Annotated in this window: 17 protein-coding genes; all 17 read left to right on the top strand. The window is 34.2% G+C overall.

The window, feature by feature from the left end; all coding sequences use genetic code 11:
* The first annotated feature begins 71 nt into the window (after nt 1–71).
* The 17 genes from mfd to QHG34_RS07900 all read left to right on the top strand — a co-directional run bounded on the left by mfd (nt 72) and on the right by QHG34_RS07900 (nt 17,430).
* Complete coding sequence (mfd, locus tag QHG34_RS07825) at nt 72–3,440, top strand: transcription-repair coupling factor (protein WP_282629653.1); 3,369 nt, start codon at nt 72–74, stop codon at nt 3,438–3,440.
* 227 nt (nt 3,441–3,667) lie between these two features.
* The gene (locus QHG34_RS07830; RefSeq protein WP_282629654.1) at nt 3,668–4,033 is read left to right on the top strand and encodes an NADH-quinone oxidoreductase subunit A; all 366 of its coding nucleotides are present in this window, start codon (nt 3,668–3,670) and stop codon (nt 4,031–4,033) included.
* Nucleotides 4,034–4,062: 29 nt separating this feature from the next.
* Nucleotides 4,063–4,635: an NADH-quinone oxidoreductase subunit B gene (locus QHG34_RS07835; protein ID WP_038333376.1), complete on the top strand. Its 573-nt coding sequence runs from the start codon at nt 4,063–4,065 to the stop codon at nt 4,633–4,635.
* A gap of 9 nt (nt 4,636–4,644) precedes the next feature.
* Complete coding sequence (locus tag QHG34_RS07840) at nt 4,645–5,184, top strand: NADH-quinone oxidoreductase subunit C (protein WP_282629655.1); 540 nt, start codon at nt 4,645–4,647, stop codon at nt 5,182–5,184.
* A 2-nt stretch (nt 5,185–5,186) separates the two neighbouring features.
* Entirely contained in the window at nt 5,187–6,428 is a 1,242-nt protein-coding gene (locus QHG34_RS07845) for an NADH-quinone oxidoreductase subunit D (RefSeq protein ID WP_282629656.1), read from the top strand.
* 15 nt (nt 6,429–6,443) lie between these two features.
* Nucleotides 6,444–6,935 carry an NADH-quinone oxidoreductase subunit NuoE family protein gene (locus QHG34_RS07850; protein WP_038333366.1) on the top strand — a complete coding sequence of 164 codons (492 nt, stop codon included), beginning with the start codon at nt 6,444–6,446 and terminating at the stop codon, nt 6,933–6,935.
* Complete coding sequence (nuoF, locus tag QHG34_RS07855; protein WP_038333361.1) at nt 6,935–8,293, top strand: NADH-quinone oxidoreductase subunit NuoF; 1,359 nt, start codon at nt 6,935–6,937, stop codon at nt 8,291–8,293. Before QHG34_RS07850 ends, nuoF begins: the two co-directional genes overlap by 1 nt.
* 7 nt (nt 8,294–8,300) lie before the next feature.
* Nucleotides 8,301–9,383, top strand: a complete 1,083-nt coding sequence (locus tag QHG34_RS07860) for a 2Fe-2S iron-sulfur cluster-binding protein (RefSeq protein ID WP_038333449.1) — start codon at nt 8,301–8,303, stop codon at nt 9,381–9,383.
* Nucleotides 9,384–9,407: 24 nt separating this feature from the next.
* On the top strand, nt 9,408–10,457 hold the full coding sequence (nuoH, locus tag QHG34_RS07865) for an NADH-quinone oxidoreductase subunit NuoH (RefSeq protein WP_282629657.1): 1,050 nt from the start codon (nt 9,408–9,410) through the stop codon (nt 10,455–10,457).
* A 22-nt stretch (nt 10,458–10,479) separates the two neighbouring features.
* The gene (gene nuoI / locus QHG34_RS07870) at nt 10,480–10,980 is read left to right on the top strand and encodes an NADH-quinone oxidoreductase subunit NuoI (RefSeq protein ID WP_038333352.1); all 501 of its coding nucleotides are present in this window, start codon (nt 10,480–10,482) and stop codon (nt 10,978–10,980) included.
* The gene (locus tag QHG34_RS07875) at nt 10,980–11,498 is read left to right on the top strand and encodes an NADH-quinone oxidoreductase subunit J family protein (RefSeq protein WP_282629658.1); all 519 of its coding nucleotides are present in this window, start codon (nt 10,980–10,982) and stop codon (nt 11,496–11,498) included. The genes nuoI and QHG34_RS07875 overlap by 1 nt, the downstream gene beginning before the upstream one ends.
* Before the next feature lie 16 nt (nt 11,499–11,514).
* Entirely contained in the window at nt 11,515–11,841 is a 327-nt protein-coding gene (nuoK, locus tag QHG34_RS07880) for an NADH-quinone oxidoreductase subunit NuoK (protein ID WP_026357457.1), read from the top strand.
* Between the two features lie 2 nt (nt 11,842–11,843).
* Nucleotides 11,844–13,736: an NADH-quinone oxidoreductase subunit L gene (gene nuoL, locus QHG34_RS07885; RefSeq protein ID WP_282629659.1), complete on the top strand. Its 1,893-nt coding sequence runs from the start codon at nt 11,844–11,846 to the stop codon at nt 13,734–13,736.
* A gap of 7 nt (nt 13,737–13,743) precedes the next feature.
* Nucleotides 13,744–15,162 carry a complex I subunit 4 family protein gene (locus QHG34_RS07890; RefSeq protein WP_282629660.1) on the top strand — a complete coding sequence of 473 codons (1,419 nt, stop codon included), beginning with the start codon at nt 13,744–13,746 and terminating at the stop codon, nt 15,160–15,162.
* 20 nt (nt 15,163–15,182) lie between these two features.
* Nucleotides 15,183–16,571 (top strand): NADH-quinone oxidoreductase subunit N, encoded by a 1,389-nt coding sequence (locus QHG34_RS07895; RefSeq protein ID WP_282629661.1) that lies wholly within the window; start codon nt 15,183–15,185, stop codon nt 16,569–16,571.
* Nucleotides 16,572–16,670: 99 nt separating this feature from the next.
* Nucleotides 16,671–16,979 (top strand): alpha/beta hydrolase-fold protein, encoded by a 309-nt coding sequence (locus tag QHG34_RS15850; RefSeq protein WP_407080905.1) that lies wholly within the window; start codon nt 16,671–16,673, stop codon nt 16,977–16,979.
* Nucleotides 16,945–17,430 (top strand): hypothetical protein, encoded by a 486-nt coding sequence (locus tag QHG34_RS07900; RefSeq protein ID WP_282629662.1) that lies wholly within the window; start codon nt 16,945–16,947, stop codon nt 17,428–17,430. The genes QHG34_RS15850 and QHG34_RS07900 overlap by 35 nt, the downstream gene beginning before the upstream one ends.
* Nucleotides 17,431–17,558: the final 128 nt, after the last annotated feature.

A 17,558-nucleotide genomic window follows, 5' to 3' on the forward strand; every position in this document is an offset into this window, starting at 1 on the left:
GGTAGTTAAAATCTACTTTTTTTGAAGAATGTTTAATACTTAAGGTCATTAAATTTTATATTTGCAAAACTTTGGAACAGAAAACTATTCATAACGTTTTTAGCTTATACGATTCTTCAGATTTCGTACAGAAGCTTATTGTCAATTTTAAAAATAATCCACAACATAAAGTCAATATCAAAGGTTTTTTAGGTTCAGGATTGAGCATTTTAACGGGTCATTTATATGATCGTGTTGCGCGTCCTACGATTCTAATTTTTGATGACAAAGAAGAAGCGGCTTATGTGTTGAATGATTTGGAAACATTGTTTGATAAAGAACAAATTCTGTTTTTTCCGTCATCTTATAAGCGTCCTTACGAAGTGGAGGAAGTGAACAATGCAAATGTTGTCATTAGAACAGAGGTTTTAAATGTGTTATCGCATTCTAAACGACCAAAAATTGTCGTGACGTACGAAGAAGCGTTGTCTGAAAAAGTGGTAACAAAAAAAGCGCTTTCAACGAATACGCTTAAAGTAAAGGTTGGAAATGATTTGGGAATTGATTTTTTGACAGAAGTTTTATCTTCTTATAATTTTCATCGTGTTGATTTTGTTTCTGAGCCGGGAGAATTCTCGATTCGTGGAGGAATTATAGATGTTTTTTCGTTTTCGAATGAACATCCTTATCGTATATCATTGTTTGGAGATGAAGTTGAAACCATTAGAACGTTTGATATCGAGAATCAATTGTCTATTGCAACGACAAAAGAAATTACGATTATTCCGAATCTTGAAAGTAAATCGATTAATGAAAAACGAGAGAGTTTTTTAGAATATATTTCGAAAGATAGTTTAATTATTGCCAAAAATATTTCTGTTTTAGCGAAACAAATTACCAAGAATTTTGAACAAGCTGAGTCAGCTTTTGCTGAATTGAAAGGAGAAATTAAACAAGCAGAACCGAATCAATTATTTTTGAATGAAAATGGTTTTCTTCAACAAATTTCATCTTTTGGTGTGATTGAGTGTTCGATGAAGTCTTATTTTGAAACAGTTGAAGAAATAGAATCACCATTCAAACCTCAACCAAGTTTTAACAAACAATTCGAATTATTAATTGATGATTTGAATGAACACAAAACAGAAGGTTTCAAAAATGCATTGATTTGTTCAAATGAAAATCAAATCAAACGTTTTGAAGAAATTTTTGATGATATTGGAAAAGAAGTTTCGTATATCCCAGTTTTGGGTTCTATTTATCAAGGCTTTATTGATGAAGAAATCAAATTAACGTGTTATACTGATCATCAGATTTTTGGACGTTATCATAAATTCAATCTTCGAAATTCATTTTCCAAAAAAGAAGCGATTACGTTAAAAGAAATTAATTCGTTGCAAGTTGGTGATTTTGTGACGCATATTGATTACGGAATCGGAAAATTTGCTGGTCTTGTCATCTTGAATAATAATAACGTTAGGCAAGAATCAATTAAATTGATTTACCAAAACAATGATATTCTGTATGTTAATATTCATTCGTTGCATAAAATCGCGAAGTTTAGAGGAAAAGATGGCGCAGAGCCAAAAATCTCAAAACTTGGATCACCAGCTTGGAAAAATTTAAAAAATAAAACCAAAGCGAAAGTAAAAGAAATTGCCTTCGATTTGATTAAATTATATGCGAAACGTCGTGCAAGAAAAGGTTTTGCGTATTCTCCTGATACGTATTTACAAAATGAGTTGGAGGCATCTTTTATTTATGAAGATACGCCCGATCAGTACAAAGCGACGCAAGATGTAAAAACGGATATGGAATCTGAACGACCAATGGATCGTTTGGTTTGTGGAGATGTTGGTTTCGGGAAAACGGAAGTTGCGATTCGTGCGGCGATGAAAGCTGCGGTAGACGGAAAACAAGTTGCCGTTTTGGTTCCGACAACGATTTTGGCTTTTCAACATTTCAAAACATTTTCAGAGCGTTTGCGAGATTTGCCTGTGAAAGTTGCTTATCTCAATCGATTCGTAACGGGAGCAAAGAAAAAAGCGGTTTTAGATGGCTTAAAATCTGGTCAAGTTGATATTGTGATTGGGACACATCAATTGGTCAATCCAAAAATTGAGTACAAAGATTTAGGACTATTAATTGTGGATGAGGAACACAAATTTGGTGTTGGTGTAAAAGATAAATTGAAAACACTTCGCGAAAATATTGATACATTAACGTTGACAGCGACGCCAATTCCGCGTACACTACAATTCTCTTTGATGGCTGCGCGAGATTTATCGGTCATCAAAACTCCGCCGCCCAATAGACAACCTGTCGATACGCAATTGGTTGGTTTTAATGAAGATATTTTCCGTGATGCGATTATGTACGAAATGCAGCGTGGCGGACAAGTTTATATCATTCATAATCGTGTGCAATCGTTGAAAGATATTGCTGGAATGGTACAACGATTGGTTCCTGATGCACGTGTAGCGATTGGTCATGGACAGATGGAAGGAAAGGCGTTAGAGGCTGTTTTGCTCGATTTTATTGATGGTCGATATGATGTTTTTGTGTCAACAACTATTATCGAATCTGGTTTGGATGTCCCGAATGCGAATACGATTTTAATTAATGATGCGCAGAATTTCGGTTTGGCAGATTTGCATCAAATGCGTGGACGTGTTGGTCGTAGTAACCGCAAAGCGTTTTGTTATTTGGTTGCGCCGCCGCTTTCGGTTTTAACGGACGAAGCGCGTAAACGTTTGCAAGCAATCGAGCAGTTTTCTGATTTAGGTTCTGGATTCAATATTGCGATGAAAGATTTAGAAATTCGTGGAGCAGGAAATCTTTTAGGTGCAGAACAAACAGGATTTATGATGGATATCGGTTTCGAAACGTATCAAAAAATCTTGAATGAAGCGATTGAAGAATTGAAAGAAACAGATTTCAAAGATTTGTTCGAAGATCAAAAATCGGGAGAAGTGAAATCCTATGTTTCGGATGTGCAAATTGATTCGGACTTACAAATCATGTTTCCAGACGAATATATTGAAAGTTCGGAAGAACGCTTGTTGTTGTATAAAGAATTAGCTGATATTGAAACTGAAACAGATTTACAAACGTTTAAGAATAATTTGATTGACCGTTTTGGAAAATTACCAATTGAAGCCGAAAATTTATTGGAATCAATTCAACTAAAATGGGTAAGTAAAAAATTAGGTTTCGAACGTTTGGTAATGAAAAATGGTGTTCTTTTGGCTTATTTTATCAATAAACCACAAAGCGAGTTTTATCAGTCAGACGAATTTAGATTAATTTTAAATTACGTTCAAAATAACCCTAAAAACATTAGTTTTAAGGAAAAATCACCCAAAAAAGGAGAAGATTATCCAACTTTGTTAGTACGATTTGAGCATATCAAAACAGTACACGAAGCACTACAAAATCTACAAAATTTATTAATTCATTAACTTTTTTAAGGTTTAATTAATAATCTAATAAAATACACAAGGAGAATTGACTAAGTTGTTAGTTCTCCTTTTTTTTGATAAAAACTAAACTTCTGATATAAATAAATAATCAATTATTTATCATATAAAGAATCATAACTTGTTGAAAACTAATTTACATAAATAATCTAATATTTTATTATTATTTTTATCGATAAAATATTAGTTGGAAAAATAGTAAAGTAGTTATGGAAACAGCATCTAGTTATATTCCTATTCTTATCCTTTTTATTGTGGCTTTTGCATTTGTTGCCGGTACTATCGTTGCAACACATTTGCTTGGTCCATCTAGAAAAACTGACGAAAAATTAGAAAATTTTGAGTCTGGGATTGAGAAAGTAGGAAATGCAAGACAGCCATTTGCAATTAAATACTTCTTAGTAGCCATTTTATTCGTGTTATTTGACGTTGAGGTAATCTTCTTTTACCCGTATGCGGCAAATTTTAAAGAATTAGGTTGGGAAGGATTTGCAGCAGTTGCAACATTCGTTGGTTTATTCTTTGTGATGTACTTATATGTACGCAAAAAAGGAGCTCTAAATTGGGAAAAATAGAGCGATTTTAATTCTAAAATAATAGTATAATGATTCATAATAAAAGACCAGTAACACACAATACCAATGTGAAGATCGTTGAGTCTCCAGGTGGTTTTGAAGGTGAAGGTTTTATGGCGATGCAACTATCAAAAGTAGTTGGATTAGCGCGTAAAAATTCAATTTGGCCTTTACCATTTGCGACAAGTTGTTGCGGAATCGAGTTTATGGCGACTATGGGTTCGACATACGATTTGGCACGTTTTGGATCTGAACGTTTGGCTTTTACGCCTCGTCAGTGCGATTTGTTGATGGTAATGGGTACAATTTCTAAAAAAATGGCGCCAGTTCTGAAGCAAGTTTACATTCAAATGGCAGAACCTCGTTGGGTAATTGCTGTTGGAGCTTGTGCAAGTTCGGGAGGAATTTTTGATACATATTCGGTTTTACAAGGAATTGATGAAGTAATTCCAGTAGACGTTTATGTACCAGGTTGTCCGCCTCGTCCAGAAGCAATTATCGATGGTGTAATGCGTATTCAGGAGTTGGTAGAGAGCGAAAGTGTTCGTCGTAGAAGTAGCGAAGAATATCAACAACTTTTAGCAAGTTATGGAATTAAATAAGTTGAAATAATGGACAATTCATTTATAAAAGACCGTTTGGTTCAGAAGTTTCAAGAAGATATATACGGATACGAAGAGCATTTCGGTGTATTGACTTTATACGCTAACAAAGATTTCAATCTAAAGATTTTACAATATTTATATGATGATGAGCAATTGTCTTTCAAATTTTTGAAGGATTTAACAGCCATTCATTATCCTAATAATGTTGGAGAAGAATTGGTTGTAACCTATTTAGTTTATAATCTATACGAAGGAGTTGAAGTTCGATTAAAATTTGCTTTACCAATCGAAAAACCTTCGATTTTTACAGCAACTAAATTATTCGAAACAGCTAACTGGTTAGAGCGCGAAGCGTATGATTTCTATGGAGTTGATTTTGTAGGACATCCAAATTTGATTCGTGTCATGAATGTTCCAGAAATGGATTATCATCCATTACGCAAAGAGTTCCCATTAGAGGATCAAACGCGTAAAGACAAAGACGACGATATGTTTGGTCGCGGTGGTGATTTCAATTATGGAGGTTTTAATGTAAAAGCAAATTAACCATGGGAAAAGAGAAAACTAAAAAATTAAAGCATCTTGATCTTCCAGATGGTTCGTTAGAAAAAAGCACAATTACCTTAAACTTAGGACCTACGCATCCTGCAACACATGGGGTATTTCAAAATATTTTAGAGATTGATGGTGAAATCATCAAATCTGCGGTTCCTACAGTTGGGTATATTCACCGTGCTTTTGAGAAAATTGCTGAACGCAAACCCTTGTATCAAATTACACCTTTAACAGACCGTTTGAACTATTGTTCGGCACCGTTAAATAACTTAGGTTGGCACATGACAGTTGAGAAATTCGTTGGAATTGAAGTTCCGAAACGTGTTTCATATTTGCGTGTTATCATTATGGAATTGGCTCGTTTAGCAGATCATATCGTATGTAATTCGATTATGGGTGTTGATACTGGAGCATTTACAGGATTCCTTTATATGATGAAATACCGCGAGTTGATTTATGAGATTTACGAAGAAATTTGTGGTTCTCGTTTAACAACAAATATTGGTCGTATCGGTGGTTTCGAACGTGATTTTTCTGAAACAGCTTGGGCAAAAATCCATCGTTTCGTGAGAGAGTTTCCAGATGTCTTAACAGAGTTTGAAAACTTATTTTTACGTAACCGTATTTTTATGGATCGTACACAAGGAGTTGGAGGAATTTCGGCTGAGCGTGCATTAAATTATGGTTTCACAGGACCAAATTTACGTGCGGCTGGTGTAGATTATGATGTTCGTGTAGCGAAACCATATTCTCGTTACGAAGAATTCGAATTCGATATTCCAGTTGGTACAACGGGAGATTGTTACGATAGATTCTTAGTTCGTGGTCAAGAAATGTGGCAAAGTTTAAGCATCATCAAACAAGCAATTGCAAAGATTGATGCATTAGAAGGAGAAGAAGCAACGCAATATCATGCTGATGCTCCAGACTTCTATTTACCACTAAAGAAAGATGTTTACACAAAAATGGAAGCGTTAATCTATCATTTCAAAATTATTATGGGAGAGGTAGATATGCCAAAAGGAGAAATTTATAATTCAATAGAAGCTGCAAATGGTGAGTTGGGTTATTATTTCGTTTCTGATGGTGGACGTTCGCCATACCGTTTACATTTCCGTAGACCTTGTTTCATTTATTATCAAGCTTATCCAGAATTGATCGAAGGATCAATGATTTCAGATGCCATTATTACAATGAGTAGTTTGAATTTGATTGCTGGAGAATTAGATGCTTAATAAAAATTATTAAAAATGGCAATTCAATTTTCAGAAGAGACACAACAAAAAGTAGATAAAATCATTGCACGTTATCCAGAGGATAAAAAACAAAGTGCATTGATTCCTTTGCTTCATGTGGCACAAGCTGAGTTTGGTGGTTGGTTAGACACACCTCATTTAGATTATGTTGCAGAAGTATTGAATATTTTACCAGTAGAAGTTTACGAAGTAGCTTCATTTTATTCGATGTTTAACTTAAATCCTGTAGGGAAATTTGTGTTAGAAGTTTGTCAAACAGGACCTTGTATGTTAAGAGGTTCAGACAAAATTATCGAACACATTAAAACAAAATTAAATATTGAAGCTGGTGGAACTTCGGCAGATGGTTTATTTACATTAAAACCAGCCGAATGTTTAGGAGCATGTGGTTACGCGCCAATGTTACAGTTAGGAAAAACGTATCGTGAGAATTTAACGATCGAGAAAGTAGACGAATTAATCGAGGAATTGAAAAAATTAGCATAATGGGACAAAAATTACTGTTAAAAAATATTGATGTTCCAGGTATTCGTCATTACCAAGCTTATCGCGAAAACGGAGGTTATGCAAATGCTGAAAAAGCATTTAAAATGACAACTGATGAAATCTTAGAAGAAGTAAAAACTTCTGGTTTAAGAGGTCGTGGTGGTGCAGGTTTCCCAACTGGAATGAAATGGAGCTTTTTGGCAAAGCCAGAAGGTGTTCCAAGACACTTAGTGGTAAATGCAGACGAATCTGAACCAGGAACGTTTAAAGACCGTTTCTTGATGGAATATATTCCTCATTTATTAATTGAAGGAGTTCTTATTTCATCATTCTGTTTAGGATCTAATACATCATTTATTTATATCCGTGGAGAATATGCGTGGGTTGCAGAAATTTTAGAAGAAGCAATCGACGAAGCAAAAGCTGCAGGTTGGTTAGGTAAAAACATTCAAGGAACTGGTTTCGATTGCGAAATTTATGTTCAACGTGGAGGTGGAGCTTATATCTGTGGTGAGGAAACTGCATTGTTAGAATCGTTAGAAGGTAAACGTGGAAATCCACGTCTAAAACCACCTTTCCCAGCTGTTAAAGGTTTATGGGGAAGACCAACGGTTGTAAACAATGTAGAAACTATTGCTGCAATTGTTCCAATTATTGAAATTGGTGGAGAAGCATATTCTAAAATTGGAGTTGGTCGTTCTACAGGAACAAAATTAATTTCAGCTTGTGGTAATATTAATAAACCAGGCGTTTATGAAATTGATATGACAATTACGGTTGAAGAATTTATTTATTCAGATGAATATTGTGGAGGAATTCCAAACGGAAAACGCCTTAAAGCATGTATTCCCGGCGGAAGTTCTGTGCCAATTGTTCCAGCAAACTTATTGTTAAAAACTGCCGAAGGTAAACCTCGTTATATGAATTACGAAAGTTTATCAGAAGGAGGTTTCCAAACAGGAACAATGATGGGGTCTGGAGGATTTATCGTGTTAGACGAAGATCAAGACGTTGTTTATCATACATATACATTAGCTCGTTTCTATCGTCACGAATCGTGTGGACAATGTTCACCATGTCGCGAAGGAACAGGTTGGATGGAGAAAATCTTGAAACGAATCGATGAAGGAAAAGGAAAAATGTCTGACATCGAATTGTTATGGGATGTTCAACGTAAAATCGAAGGAAATACAATTTGTCCATTAGGAGATGCAGCGGCTTGGCCAGTTGCAGCGGCAATTCGTCACTTCCGTGATGAGTTCGAATGGCATATTAATAATCCAGAAGAATGTTTGACGCGTAATTTTGGTTTAGCACATTATGCTGATCCAATCGAAATTAAAGAAACCGCAAATTAATACGAAGATGGCAGAAGAAACACCATTATTTAAAGTTACCATCGATAACGAAACGATTGAAGTACCTGCGGGAACAACGATCCTTCAAGCCGCTCGTATGATTGGTAAAGAAGTAGCACCTCCAGCGATGTGTTACTACGGTAAATTAGAAAATACAGGAGGAAATTGTAGAACGTGTTTGGTAGAAGTATCAAAAGGTAGTGAAGCAGATCCTCGTCCAATGCCAAAATTGGTTCCGTCTTGTCGTACAACAGTTATGGACGGAATGGTTGTAGGCAATAAAACATCTGAGCGTACAGTTGAGGCACGTAAAGGGATTGTTGAATTATTATTAATCAATCACCCTTTAGATTGTCCAGTATGTGATCAGGCAGGAGAATGTAAGTTACAAGATTTAAGTTACGAGCACGGAGCAGAAGCAACGCGTTACGAATTTGATCGTCGTACATTCCCAAAAGAAGATTTAGGTCCAAATATTCAGTTGAATATGAATCGATGCATTTTGTGTTATCGTTGTGTAAAAACTGCAGATCAGATCACAGGTTGTCGTGAGCATGGTGTAATGAATCGTGGAGATCACGCTGAAATTTCAACTCATATCAACAAAAGTTTAGATAACGAATTTATCGGAAATATTATTGATGTTTGTCCAGTTGGTGCATTAACAGATAAAACGTTCCGTTTCAAAAACCGTGTTTGGTTCTTGAAACCAGTTGATGCGCATCGCGATTGCCCGACTTGTTCTGGTAAAGCACAAGTGTGGTTCCGTGGAAATGAAGTTTTCCGTGTGACAGCTCGTAAAGATGAATTTAATGAAGTAAAAGATTGGATTTGTAACACATGTCGTTTTGATAAAAAAGATATCAACGATTGGACGTTAGAAAAACCATCAGAAATTTCTAAAGATTCTGTTGTTCGTCAAGGTCATTACTTTGAGAATAAAGTGGAGCCAAAAGAAACACTTCCGAAAGTGATCAAACGCGATCCAAAAATTTTATTAGATATTCACTCGGTTTCTGAAGTAAACGAACCAAATCGTGATTTATCAAAAATTGATGGACCAGCAACAAGTAAAGATTTTAAAGATTAATCATTCGTAAATAAAATTAACAAAATGACAGAAGAATTTATTGCTGATGCATTAGAAAAGTTAGCTTTAGTAGGCGTAATGATTGGTTTTGCATTAGTTGTTGCCATGTACTCTACTTGGGCTGAGCGTAAAGTTGCAGCATTCTTACAAGATCGTCTCGGACCAAACCGTGCAGGTATTTTTGGTTTATTACAACCGCTTGCCGATGGTTTAAAATTATTCTCGAAAGAGGAAATTACACCAAAAGATTCGAATAAATTTTTATTCATCTTAGGTCCATCTTTGGCAATGATTGTAGCTTGTATGACAGGTGCAGTTATTCCATGGTCAACAGCTTTCGAGATTGGAGATCGTGTAGTTGTTCCTCAAATTGCAGATGTTAACATCGGATTTTTATACATTTTAGGTGTATTAAGTTTAGGTGTTTATGGAATTATGATTGGTGCTTGGGCATCGAACAACAAATACTCTTTAATGGGAGGTTTGCGTGCAGCTTCGCAGATTATTTCGTACGAATTACCAATGGGAATCGTGTTAATCACCATTTTGATGATGACAGGTTCTTTAAAATTGAGTGATATTGTACATTATCAACAAGAGCATGCGTGGTTTATCTTATTACAACCATTAGGATTTATTATTTTCTTGGTGTGTTCGTTCGCAGAAACTAACCGTACTCCGTTCGATTTACCAGAAGCAGAAAACGAATTAATTGGAGGTTATCATTCAGAATATTCTTCTATGAAGATGGGATTCTTCTTATTTGCAGAATACATCAACATGTTTATCAGTTCTGTGGTAATTTCTACCTTATATTTTGGTGGATACGATATCCCATTTGTAGACGATGCAACATTAGTAAACTCTATCGGAGTAAATGGAACGGCAATTCTTAATTTCCTTTCATTATTCGGTAAAGCTTGTTTCTTCATCTTCTTCTATATGTGGGTACGTTGGACGATTCCTCGTTTCAGATATGACCAATTAATGGATTTAGGTTGGAAAAAATTATTGCCTTTAGCATTAATCAATATGTTAATTACAGGCTTAGTGATTTTATTATTAAACAAGTAGAATCATCAAAATCATTAAAAGTATGAAACCAATTACAAATAGAGTAAAACAAGTAGAACGTAAACCCCTTACTTTTTGGGAAAGTATCTATTTGATTTCTATCGCAAAAGGGTTGATGATTACATTGAAGCACTTCTTTTCGAAGAAAGCAACAATTAGTTATCCAGAAAAACAAAGACCGTTTAGTCCTGTATTTAGAGGATTACACGTTTTGAATAGAGACGAAGAAGATCGCGAAAATTGTACGGCTTGTGGACTTTGTGCTTTGGCTTGTCCAGCAGAAGCGATTACAATGGAAGCAGCAGAAAGACTTCCTGGTGAAGAAAATCTTTACCGCGAAGAAAAATATGCAGCGAAATATGAAATTAATATGTTACGTTGTATTTTCTGTGGATTCTGTGAAGAAGCTTGTCCAAAAGATGCTGTTTATTTATCACAAACAGTTCCTCCAGCAAGTTTCAAACGTCAAAACTTTATCTATTCGAAAGAAGATTTATTAATCCCGAAAAAAGCTACAAATTAATGGAATTACCTATCATTTTATTCTATGTTTTGTCGAGCTTAACGGTGTTAAGTGCGCTACTAATGGTGTTCAGTAAAAATCCTGTACATTCCATTTTATATTTAATCGTAACATTCTTCTGCATCAGCGGACATTATGTATTGCTAAACGCGCAGTTTTTGGCAATTGTAAACGTCATTGTCTATGCCGGAGCAATTATGGTATTGTTCTTATTCGTGGTGATGTTGATGAACTTGAATAGTGAAAAGAAATCATTTGGTCGACCAGCAAAAATATTAGCAGCGAGTTTAATCTCTTTGTTATTTGTTGCCTTGACAATTGGTATTTTCTCACAAAATCAAGTTTCTGCAAACACAGCTGTAGAAATGGGAACAGGTGATTTAGGATTGATTCACAACTTAGGATCATTGTTGTATTCAGAATATGTTTTACCATTCGAGTTGAGCAGTATTTTGTTTATTTCTGCAATGATTGGAGCGGTGATGTTATCGAAAAAGGACGAAGAATTATTGGATTAAATATAAAAAGTAAAAGATGTTACCAATCAGTTATTATATTACTTTATCATTAATCCTATTCGGAATAGGAATGGCTGGCGTAATGATTCGTCGCAACGCAATTGTCATTTTTATGTGTATAGAATTGATGTTAAATTCTGTGAATTTGTTGTTAGTAGCGTTTTCAAAAATGCACTATCACGCAAATCCAGCATTAGAAAAAGGAACAGATGCACAACTTTTAGTATTCTTTATTATGGTTGTGGCTGCGGCTGAGGTTGCTGTAGGATTATCAGTGATAATTTTATTGTTCCGCAAAGTATACTCGGTAGATATTAATGTGTTAAATCGTTTAAAAGGTTAAGAATGGAGCAGTATATATGGTTAATTCCTTTGATTCCATTCATCGGATTTTTGATTAACGGTTTAGGACGAAATGTACTTTCTAAAAGCTTAGTGACTTTCATTGGAAGTGGAGCAGTTTTGGCAAGTTTCATTTTATCAATCATGGTTTTTATGTCAGTTCCATCAGGAGCAGATGCACAACCATTAATTTTTAAGGCATTTGATATTATCAATATTCCAACTTTACAAGTTCCTTTTGCATTTCAAATTGATGCATTAACGAGTTTGTTTTTGTTAATTATTACAGGAGTTGGATTTTTAATTCACGTGTACAGCTCGGCTTACATGAGCGAAGACAAAGGATTTGCAAAATTCTTTTCATATCTAAATTTATTCATCTTCTTCATGTTGATTCTTGTTATGGGAAACAACTTCGTAATGATGTTTATTGGATGGGAAGGAGTTGGACTTTGTTCATTCTTATTAATTGGTTTTTGGTTTACAAATCCGGAATATATCAAAGCAGCAAAGAAAGCTTTCATCATGAACCGTATCGGAGATGTTGGATTTTTATTGGCGATGTTTTGGATTTTCAAAGAATTTGGAACGTTAGAATATGTAAAAGTTTTCAGCCAATTAGCAATTGATCCATCTGCATTTACAGGTTTTGTATTAACAGGAATCACATTATTGTTATTCTTAGCAGCTACAGGAAAATCGGCTCAATTACCATTATTTACATGGTTACCAGATGCGATGGCAGGACCAACACCAGTTTCAGCACTTATTCACGCTGCAACAATGGTAACAGCTGGTATTTTTATGATTACACGTTGCAACGAATTATTTTCGGCAGCACCAATCACATTACAAGTTATTCAGTACGTAGGAATTGCAACAGCTTTTGTTACTGCAACTATTGCAATGCGCCAAAATGATATCAAAAAAGTATTGGCTTATTCTACAGTTTCTCAATTAGGATTAATGTTCGCAGCAATTGGATCTGGAGCGTATATCGCAGCAGTTTTCCACGTAATGACACACGCATTTTTCAAAGCATTATTATTCTTAGGAGCAGGTTCTGTTATTCACGGAATGCACCACGAGCAAGATATGCGCAAAATGGGAGGATTGAAGAAATACATGAAAATTACTCATATCACTTTCTTGATTGGATGTTTGGCAATCGCTGGTATTCCAGGATTATCAGGTTTCTTCTCGAAAGACGAAATGTTATTAGGAATGTTTGTTTCTAATCCAGTTGTTTACGGAATCGGATTTATTGTTTCTGTGATGACAGCATTTTATATGTTCCGTTTATATGCGATGACTTTCTTAGGAGATTTAAGAGATAAAGATGCTCATCCGCACGAAAGTCCAGCAGCAATGACAATTCCATTAATCATCTTAGCAGTTCTTTCTGTATTCGCAGGTTATGTAGGAATACCAGCATTGTTTATGCAAGACGGACACAAACTTCAAACTTTCTTAAGTGGAGTTGTATCAATCGGAGAAGCTCATCACGTTTCTCACGCAACAGAATGGATGATGATGGGAGCTTTATTACTTTGTGTGCTTGGCGCAATTTATTATGCGATCAAAAAATACACAAACCATGTAGATGGTGAAGCAACTGGAATTGCAAAATTCTTTGAGGATAAATGGTACATCGACGAATTATTCGACAATGCAATTGTAAAACCATTGTTCGAGTTAGGTGATGTCTTGAAAAAATATGTAGAAAAAGCAGGAATTGCAGCTTTTGTTTTAGGAGTTGGAACTGTTTCTGGTCGCGCATCTAAAAATGTACGTCAGCTACAAAACGGAAATGTAGGATTCTATATTATGCTAATGGTTGTAGGAATCGTGGCAGGTATCGCAATCTTTTTTATGGGGTATTTAATTTCAAAATAGGTTAGTAATGCTTTTATCTTTATTTATCATTTTACCATTAATAGTAGGAGTTTTTATGCTATTAATGCAAGGTCAAAAACCACAAAGATGGTTAGGAGCATTCGTTGGTGGAGCGTTGTTGGCGTTGTACTTGTTTATCACTTGCAAAGGTGGAAACAACGAGTTAACGTTTCAAACACAATGGTTCAATTTCAACAGCGTTAAAACTTATTTCGCCTTAAATGCTCAAGGTTTGGGAGGATTAATGATTTTATTAACTAACCTTACTTACTTAGCTCTTTTTGTTTATTTATCAACAACAAAACAAAAATATAGCAATACATTCTACGGATTATTGCTAATCACTTTAGCAGGATTAAACGGAGTTTTCTTAGCAGAAGATTTAATTTTATTCTATTTCTTCTGGGAAGTTGTCTTAATTCCAGTTTATTTCTTAATCGGATTATTCGGAATTGGAAAAGACAAAATTCGCGCAAATATGACATTCTTCTTATATACGATTTTAGGATCGATGTTTATGTTAGGAGGAATTATTTACATCGGATTTTTCTTACAACCAGCATCGTTTTTATTAACAGATGTTGTACAAGTTACAGGACCGCAATATTCAACAAATACTGCGTTGGCATTGTTATTCTTAATCGCTTTTGTGATTAAAATTCCAATCTTTCCATTTCACACATGGCAACCAACAATCTACAAAACATCTCCAACTCCATTAACAGTTGTACTTTCAGCTTTGATGGCGAAAATGGGATTATTTGCAGTGGTTACTTGGTATTTAGGAATGTTCCCAACGATTTCAGAATTGTTCAAATACATTACGTACATCGCAATTTTCGGATTAGTTTACGCTTCGTTAATCGCATTGAGTGCAAAAAATGTAAAGAAAATTATTGCATATAGCTCGATTGCTCACTTAGCTTTAATCTTTGTTTCAATATTTTCAGAATTAGCAAATGGTGTAACAGGAGCTTATTTTCAAATGTTTTCACATGGTTTAGTTGTTTTAGGATTATGGTTATGTGTAGATATAATGGAAAGAAAATATGATTTGACAGATATCAAATCGATTGGTGGTTTAGCGAAAGTTGATCCAACATTATCTATCTTATTCATGATATTCGGTTTAGCAAACGTAGCATTACCATTGACAAGTTCATTCATCGGAGAGTTTATGATGCTTTCAGCATTGTTTACACACAATCCAGTTTTATGTGTTGTGGCTTGTTTAGGTGTTATTTTATCTGCCGTTTATACGTTGAGATTATCAAGCGCATTATTGTTTGGAGAAGTGAAAAACATCAAACAAAAAGATGCTCAAAAAGGAGGTTTTGGACCAATTGCAGTTTTATCAGTAATCGCAATCATCGTGATTATTTTAGGAGTTTATCCAACACCAATTTTTAATTTATTAGCACATTAATCATTTTTGAATAAATAGATATGAATACGATTATTTTATCAGCACTTTCAGGTATTATTTTGATGTTTAGTGGATTCTACATCAAAAATAATCGTGCCTTAAATATACTTTCTGTTGTTCTGTTTTTCGGAATGATTGTAGGAGGAATTTTCGATTTGAAAGGTTGCTCAATGTTCGCAGGAAAATTCGATAACATGATTGGACAGTCGCTTTACGGCGTTTCGTTCTTTATCGCATTGGCGGGATTGGCAATTTTTTACTTATTGTTGAACAAAGATTCGTTTGGAAAAGTAGGAAAACATGTGGCAGAATATTATGCCCTAATTTTCTTCTCTTTTACAGGAATCGCCGTTTTAGCACAATTCCACAACTTAGTAATTATGTTCTTAGGAATCGAATTAATGTCAATTCCAATGTACATTATTGCAGGAACAAACAAAGAAAGTCTTAGAAGTACAGAAGCTTCTGTAAAATATTTCTTGATGGGAGCTTTCTCAACAGGAATTTTGATGTTAGGTGTAACATTTTTGTATGGCGCAACAGGAACTTTTATGGTTGATCAATTGGTGAACTATAACAAAGATTTCGAAACAATTTATTACGCAGGATGGTGTTTAATCATCTTCGCATTTTGTTTCAAAGTTTCTGCAGCTCCTTTCCACGCATGGACACCAGACGTTTACGACGGAACACCAACTGTGTTTACATCGTTTATGTCGACAATCATCAAAGGAGGATCATTTTTAGGATTTATTTTAGTCTTAAAATCATTCCCAACAAATGTAGAATATGCCGAATATTACCGTTTATTATTTGCGTCAATCATCATTTTGACGTTATTTATCGGAAACTTCGGAGCAGTTTCTCAAAAATCTGTTAAACGTTTGATGGCTTATTCATCAATCGCGCAAGCAGGTTTCATGTTATTTGTTTTGTTCAACATCAATTCAGCTTCTAAAGAGGCTTTAATGTTCTATACGATTGCTTATTCGGTTGCGAATTTCATTATTTTCTATACGATTGATCAATTCAAAAATCCAAAATTTGATAGTTTCATCGGTTTAGGAAAAGCAAATCCAGTTTTGGCTGCAGCGATGACAATTTCATTGATTTCGTTAGCAGGTATTCCATTAACAGGAGGTTTCTTCGCTAAATTTATGGCATTGAGTATTGGAGGAACAAACGATAAAAACCTATTTTTGATTGTAATTGCATTGGTAATGGCAGTTTTGAGTATGTATTATTACTTCAAAATCATCAACTATATGTATTTCAAAAAAGGAAAAAATAAATTAACAACACAAGACGGATTAACAAATTTCCTTTTAATCATTGGAATGGTTATCTTAATTGTGATGGGAATTTTTCCAGGAATATTATCTTCATTTTTGCAAACGCCAATGTGGTAATTGCATATAATGAGTTGATATAGTTTTTTATTATTTATTATTAAAAAGCTCGTGTTAAGCAATTTGACACGAGCTTTTTTGTATATTTAAGTTTTTGATATGAAATTTAAAATCTTACTATTTATACTTTTTACAAGCATTAATTTATTTGCTCAGAAATCTTTTTTGGAAGAAATTGATTTTAGAAGTAAATATCTGAATGAATCAAGAAAAGTTACGATTTACCTTCCCGAAAATTTTAATTCAAAAAAGAAATACAACGTTATTTTTTGCACTGATGGTCAATTTATAAATAGTGATTATCAGAACAAATTAGATAGTCTTTTTACTATAAAGACAGTTAATCCATTTGTGATTATTGGAGCTCATTCTAATGAAAAGGATATACCAAATACTTATTTTAGTTGAGTATGTTGAGGATTTTTCTGAAGCAGTTGATATTGATTTATCAAATAGATTTCAAAATCATCTTCAATTTTTTGTGAATGAATTACAAGATAGTATTTCAAAGAGAATCTCTTTAAAAGTGAAATATAAGTATTTTTATGGTGTATCTAATGGTGCTGGTTTTGGAGTGAATATGGCAAAACGTTATCCAAAGCTGTTTGATAAATTCTTTGTTTATTCAATCGCAGGAGAAAAAATAGAAAACAATAAATGGACTAAGAGTAATTATCCTTTTTTTGTTATTCGTTATGGAGACAAAGAAAATAGTGTTTTAGTTGAAAACAATATTCTTTTCTCAGAATATTTAAAGAAGAATAATTATAGTAATTCTTTTCATGCTTATTCAGGCACTCATAAAAGAGAAGATTGGTTAAAACAGTTTATTAAAGATGTGAGAGAGTTTTTACAATAATTTTTTTCAATTTCTCATTTCTCTTTATAATTTTCCAAAATTTCTTTTTCCAAAATATTTGTAACCGTTTATTTCGCAATATAGAAACGTAAATAGTTTATTTTCGAGAATAATTATACATAAAAATT

Origin of the sequence: Empedobacter sedimenti, from assembly GCF_030005555.1 — a bacterium.
GTDB lineage: Bacteria > Bacteroidota > Bacteroidia > Flavobacteriales > Weeksellaceae > Empedobacter > Empedobacter sedimenti.

Bases quoted from the DNA above. Each gene is read 5' to 3' on its own strand.
- nuoF (WP_038333361.1), top strand. From the start codon at position 6,935: ATGGGACAAAAATTACTGTTAAAAAATATTGATGTTCCAGGTATTCGT.
- QHG34_RS07845 (WP_282629656.1), top strand. From the start codon at position 5,187: ATGGGAAAAGAGAAAACTAAAAAATTAAAGCATCTTGATCTTCCAGAT.
- nuoH (WP_282629657.1), top strand. From the start codon at position 9,408: ATGACAGAAGAATTTATTGCTGATGCATTAGAAAAGTTAGCTTTAGTA.
- QHG34_RS07830 (WP_282629654.1), top strand. From the start codon at position 3,668: ATGGAAACAGCATCTAGTTATATTCCTATTCTTATCCTTTTTATTGTG.
- QHG34_RS07850 (WP_038333366.1), top strand. From the start codon at position 6,444: ATGGCAATTCAATTTTCAGAAGAGACACAACAAAAAGTAGATAAAATC.
- QHG34_RS07895 (WP_282629661.1), top strand. From the start codon at position 15,183: ATGAATACGATTATTTTATCAGCACTTTCAGGTATTATTTTGATGTTT.
- QHG34_RS07860 (WP_038333449.1), top strand. From the start codon at position 8,301: ATGGCAGAAGAAACACCATTATTTAAAGTTACCATCGATAACGAAACG.
- QHG34_RS15850 (WP_407080905.1), top strand. From the start codon at position 16,671: ATGAAATTTAAAATCTTACTATTTATACTTTTTACAAGCATTAATTTA.
- QHG34_RS07840 (WP_282629655.1), top strand. From the start codon at position 4,645: ATGGACAATTCATTTATAAAAGACCGTTTGGTTCAGAAGTTTCAAGAA.
- QHG34_RS07875 (WP_282629658.1), top strand. From the start codon at position 10,980: ATGGAATTACCTATCATTTTATTCTATGTTTTGTCGAGCTTAACGGTG.
- nuoI (WP_038333352.1), top strand. From the start codon at position 10,480: ATGAAACCAATTACAAATAGAGTAAAACAAGTAGAACGTAAACCCCTT.
- QHG34_RS07835 (WP_038333376.1), top strand. From the start codon at position 4,063: ATGATTCATAATAAAAGACCAGTAACACACAATACCAATGTGAAGATC.
- nuoL (WP_282629659.1), top strand. From the start codon at position 11,844: ATGGAGCAGTATATATGGTTAATTCCTTTGATTCCATTCATCGGATTT.
- QHG34_RS07890 (WP_282629660.1), top strand. From the start codon at position 13,744: ATGCTTTTATCTTTATTTATCATTTTACCATTAATAGTAGGAGTTTTT.
- nuoK (WP_026357457.1), top strand. From the start codon at position 11,515: ATGTTACCAATCAGTTATTATATTACTTTATCATTAATCCTATTCGGA.
- QHG34_RS07900 (WP_282629662.1), top strand. From the start codon at position 16,945: ATGAAAAGGATATACCAAATACTTATTTTAGTTGAGTATGTTGAGGAT.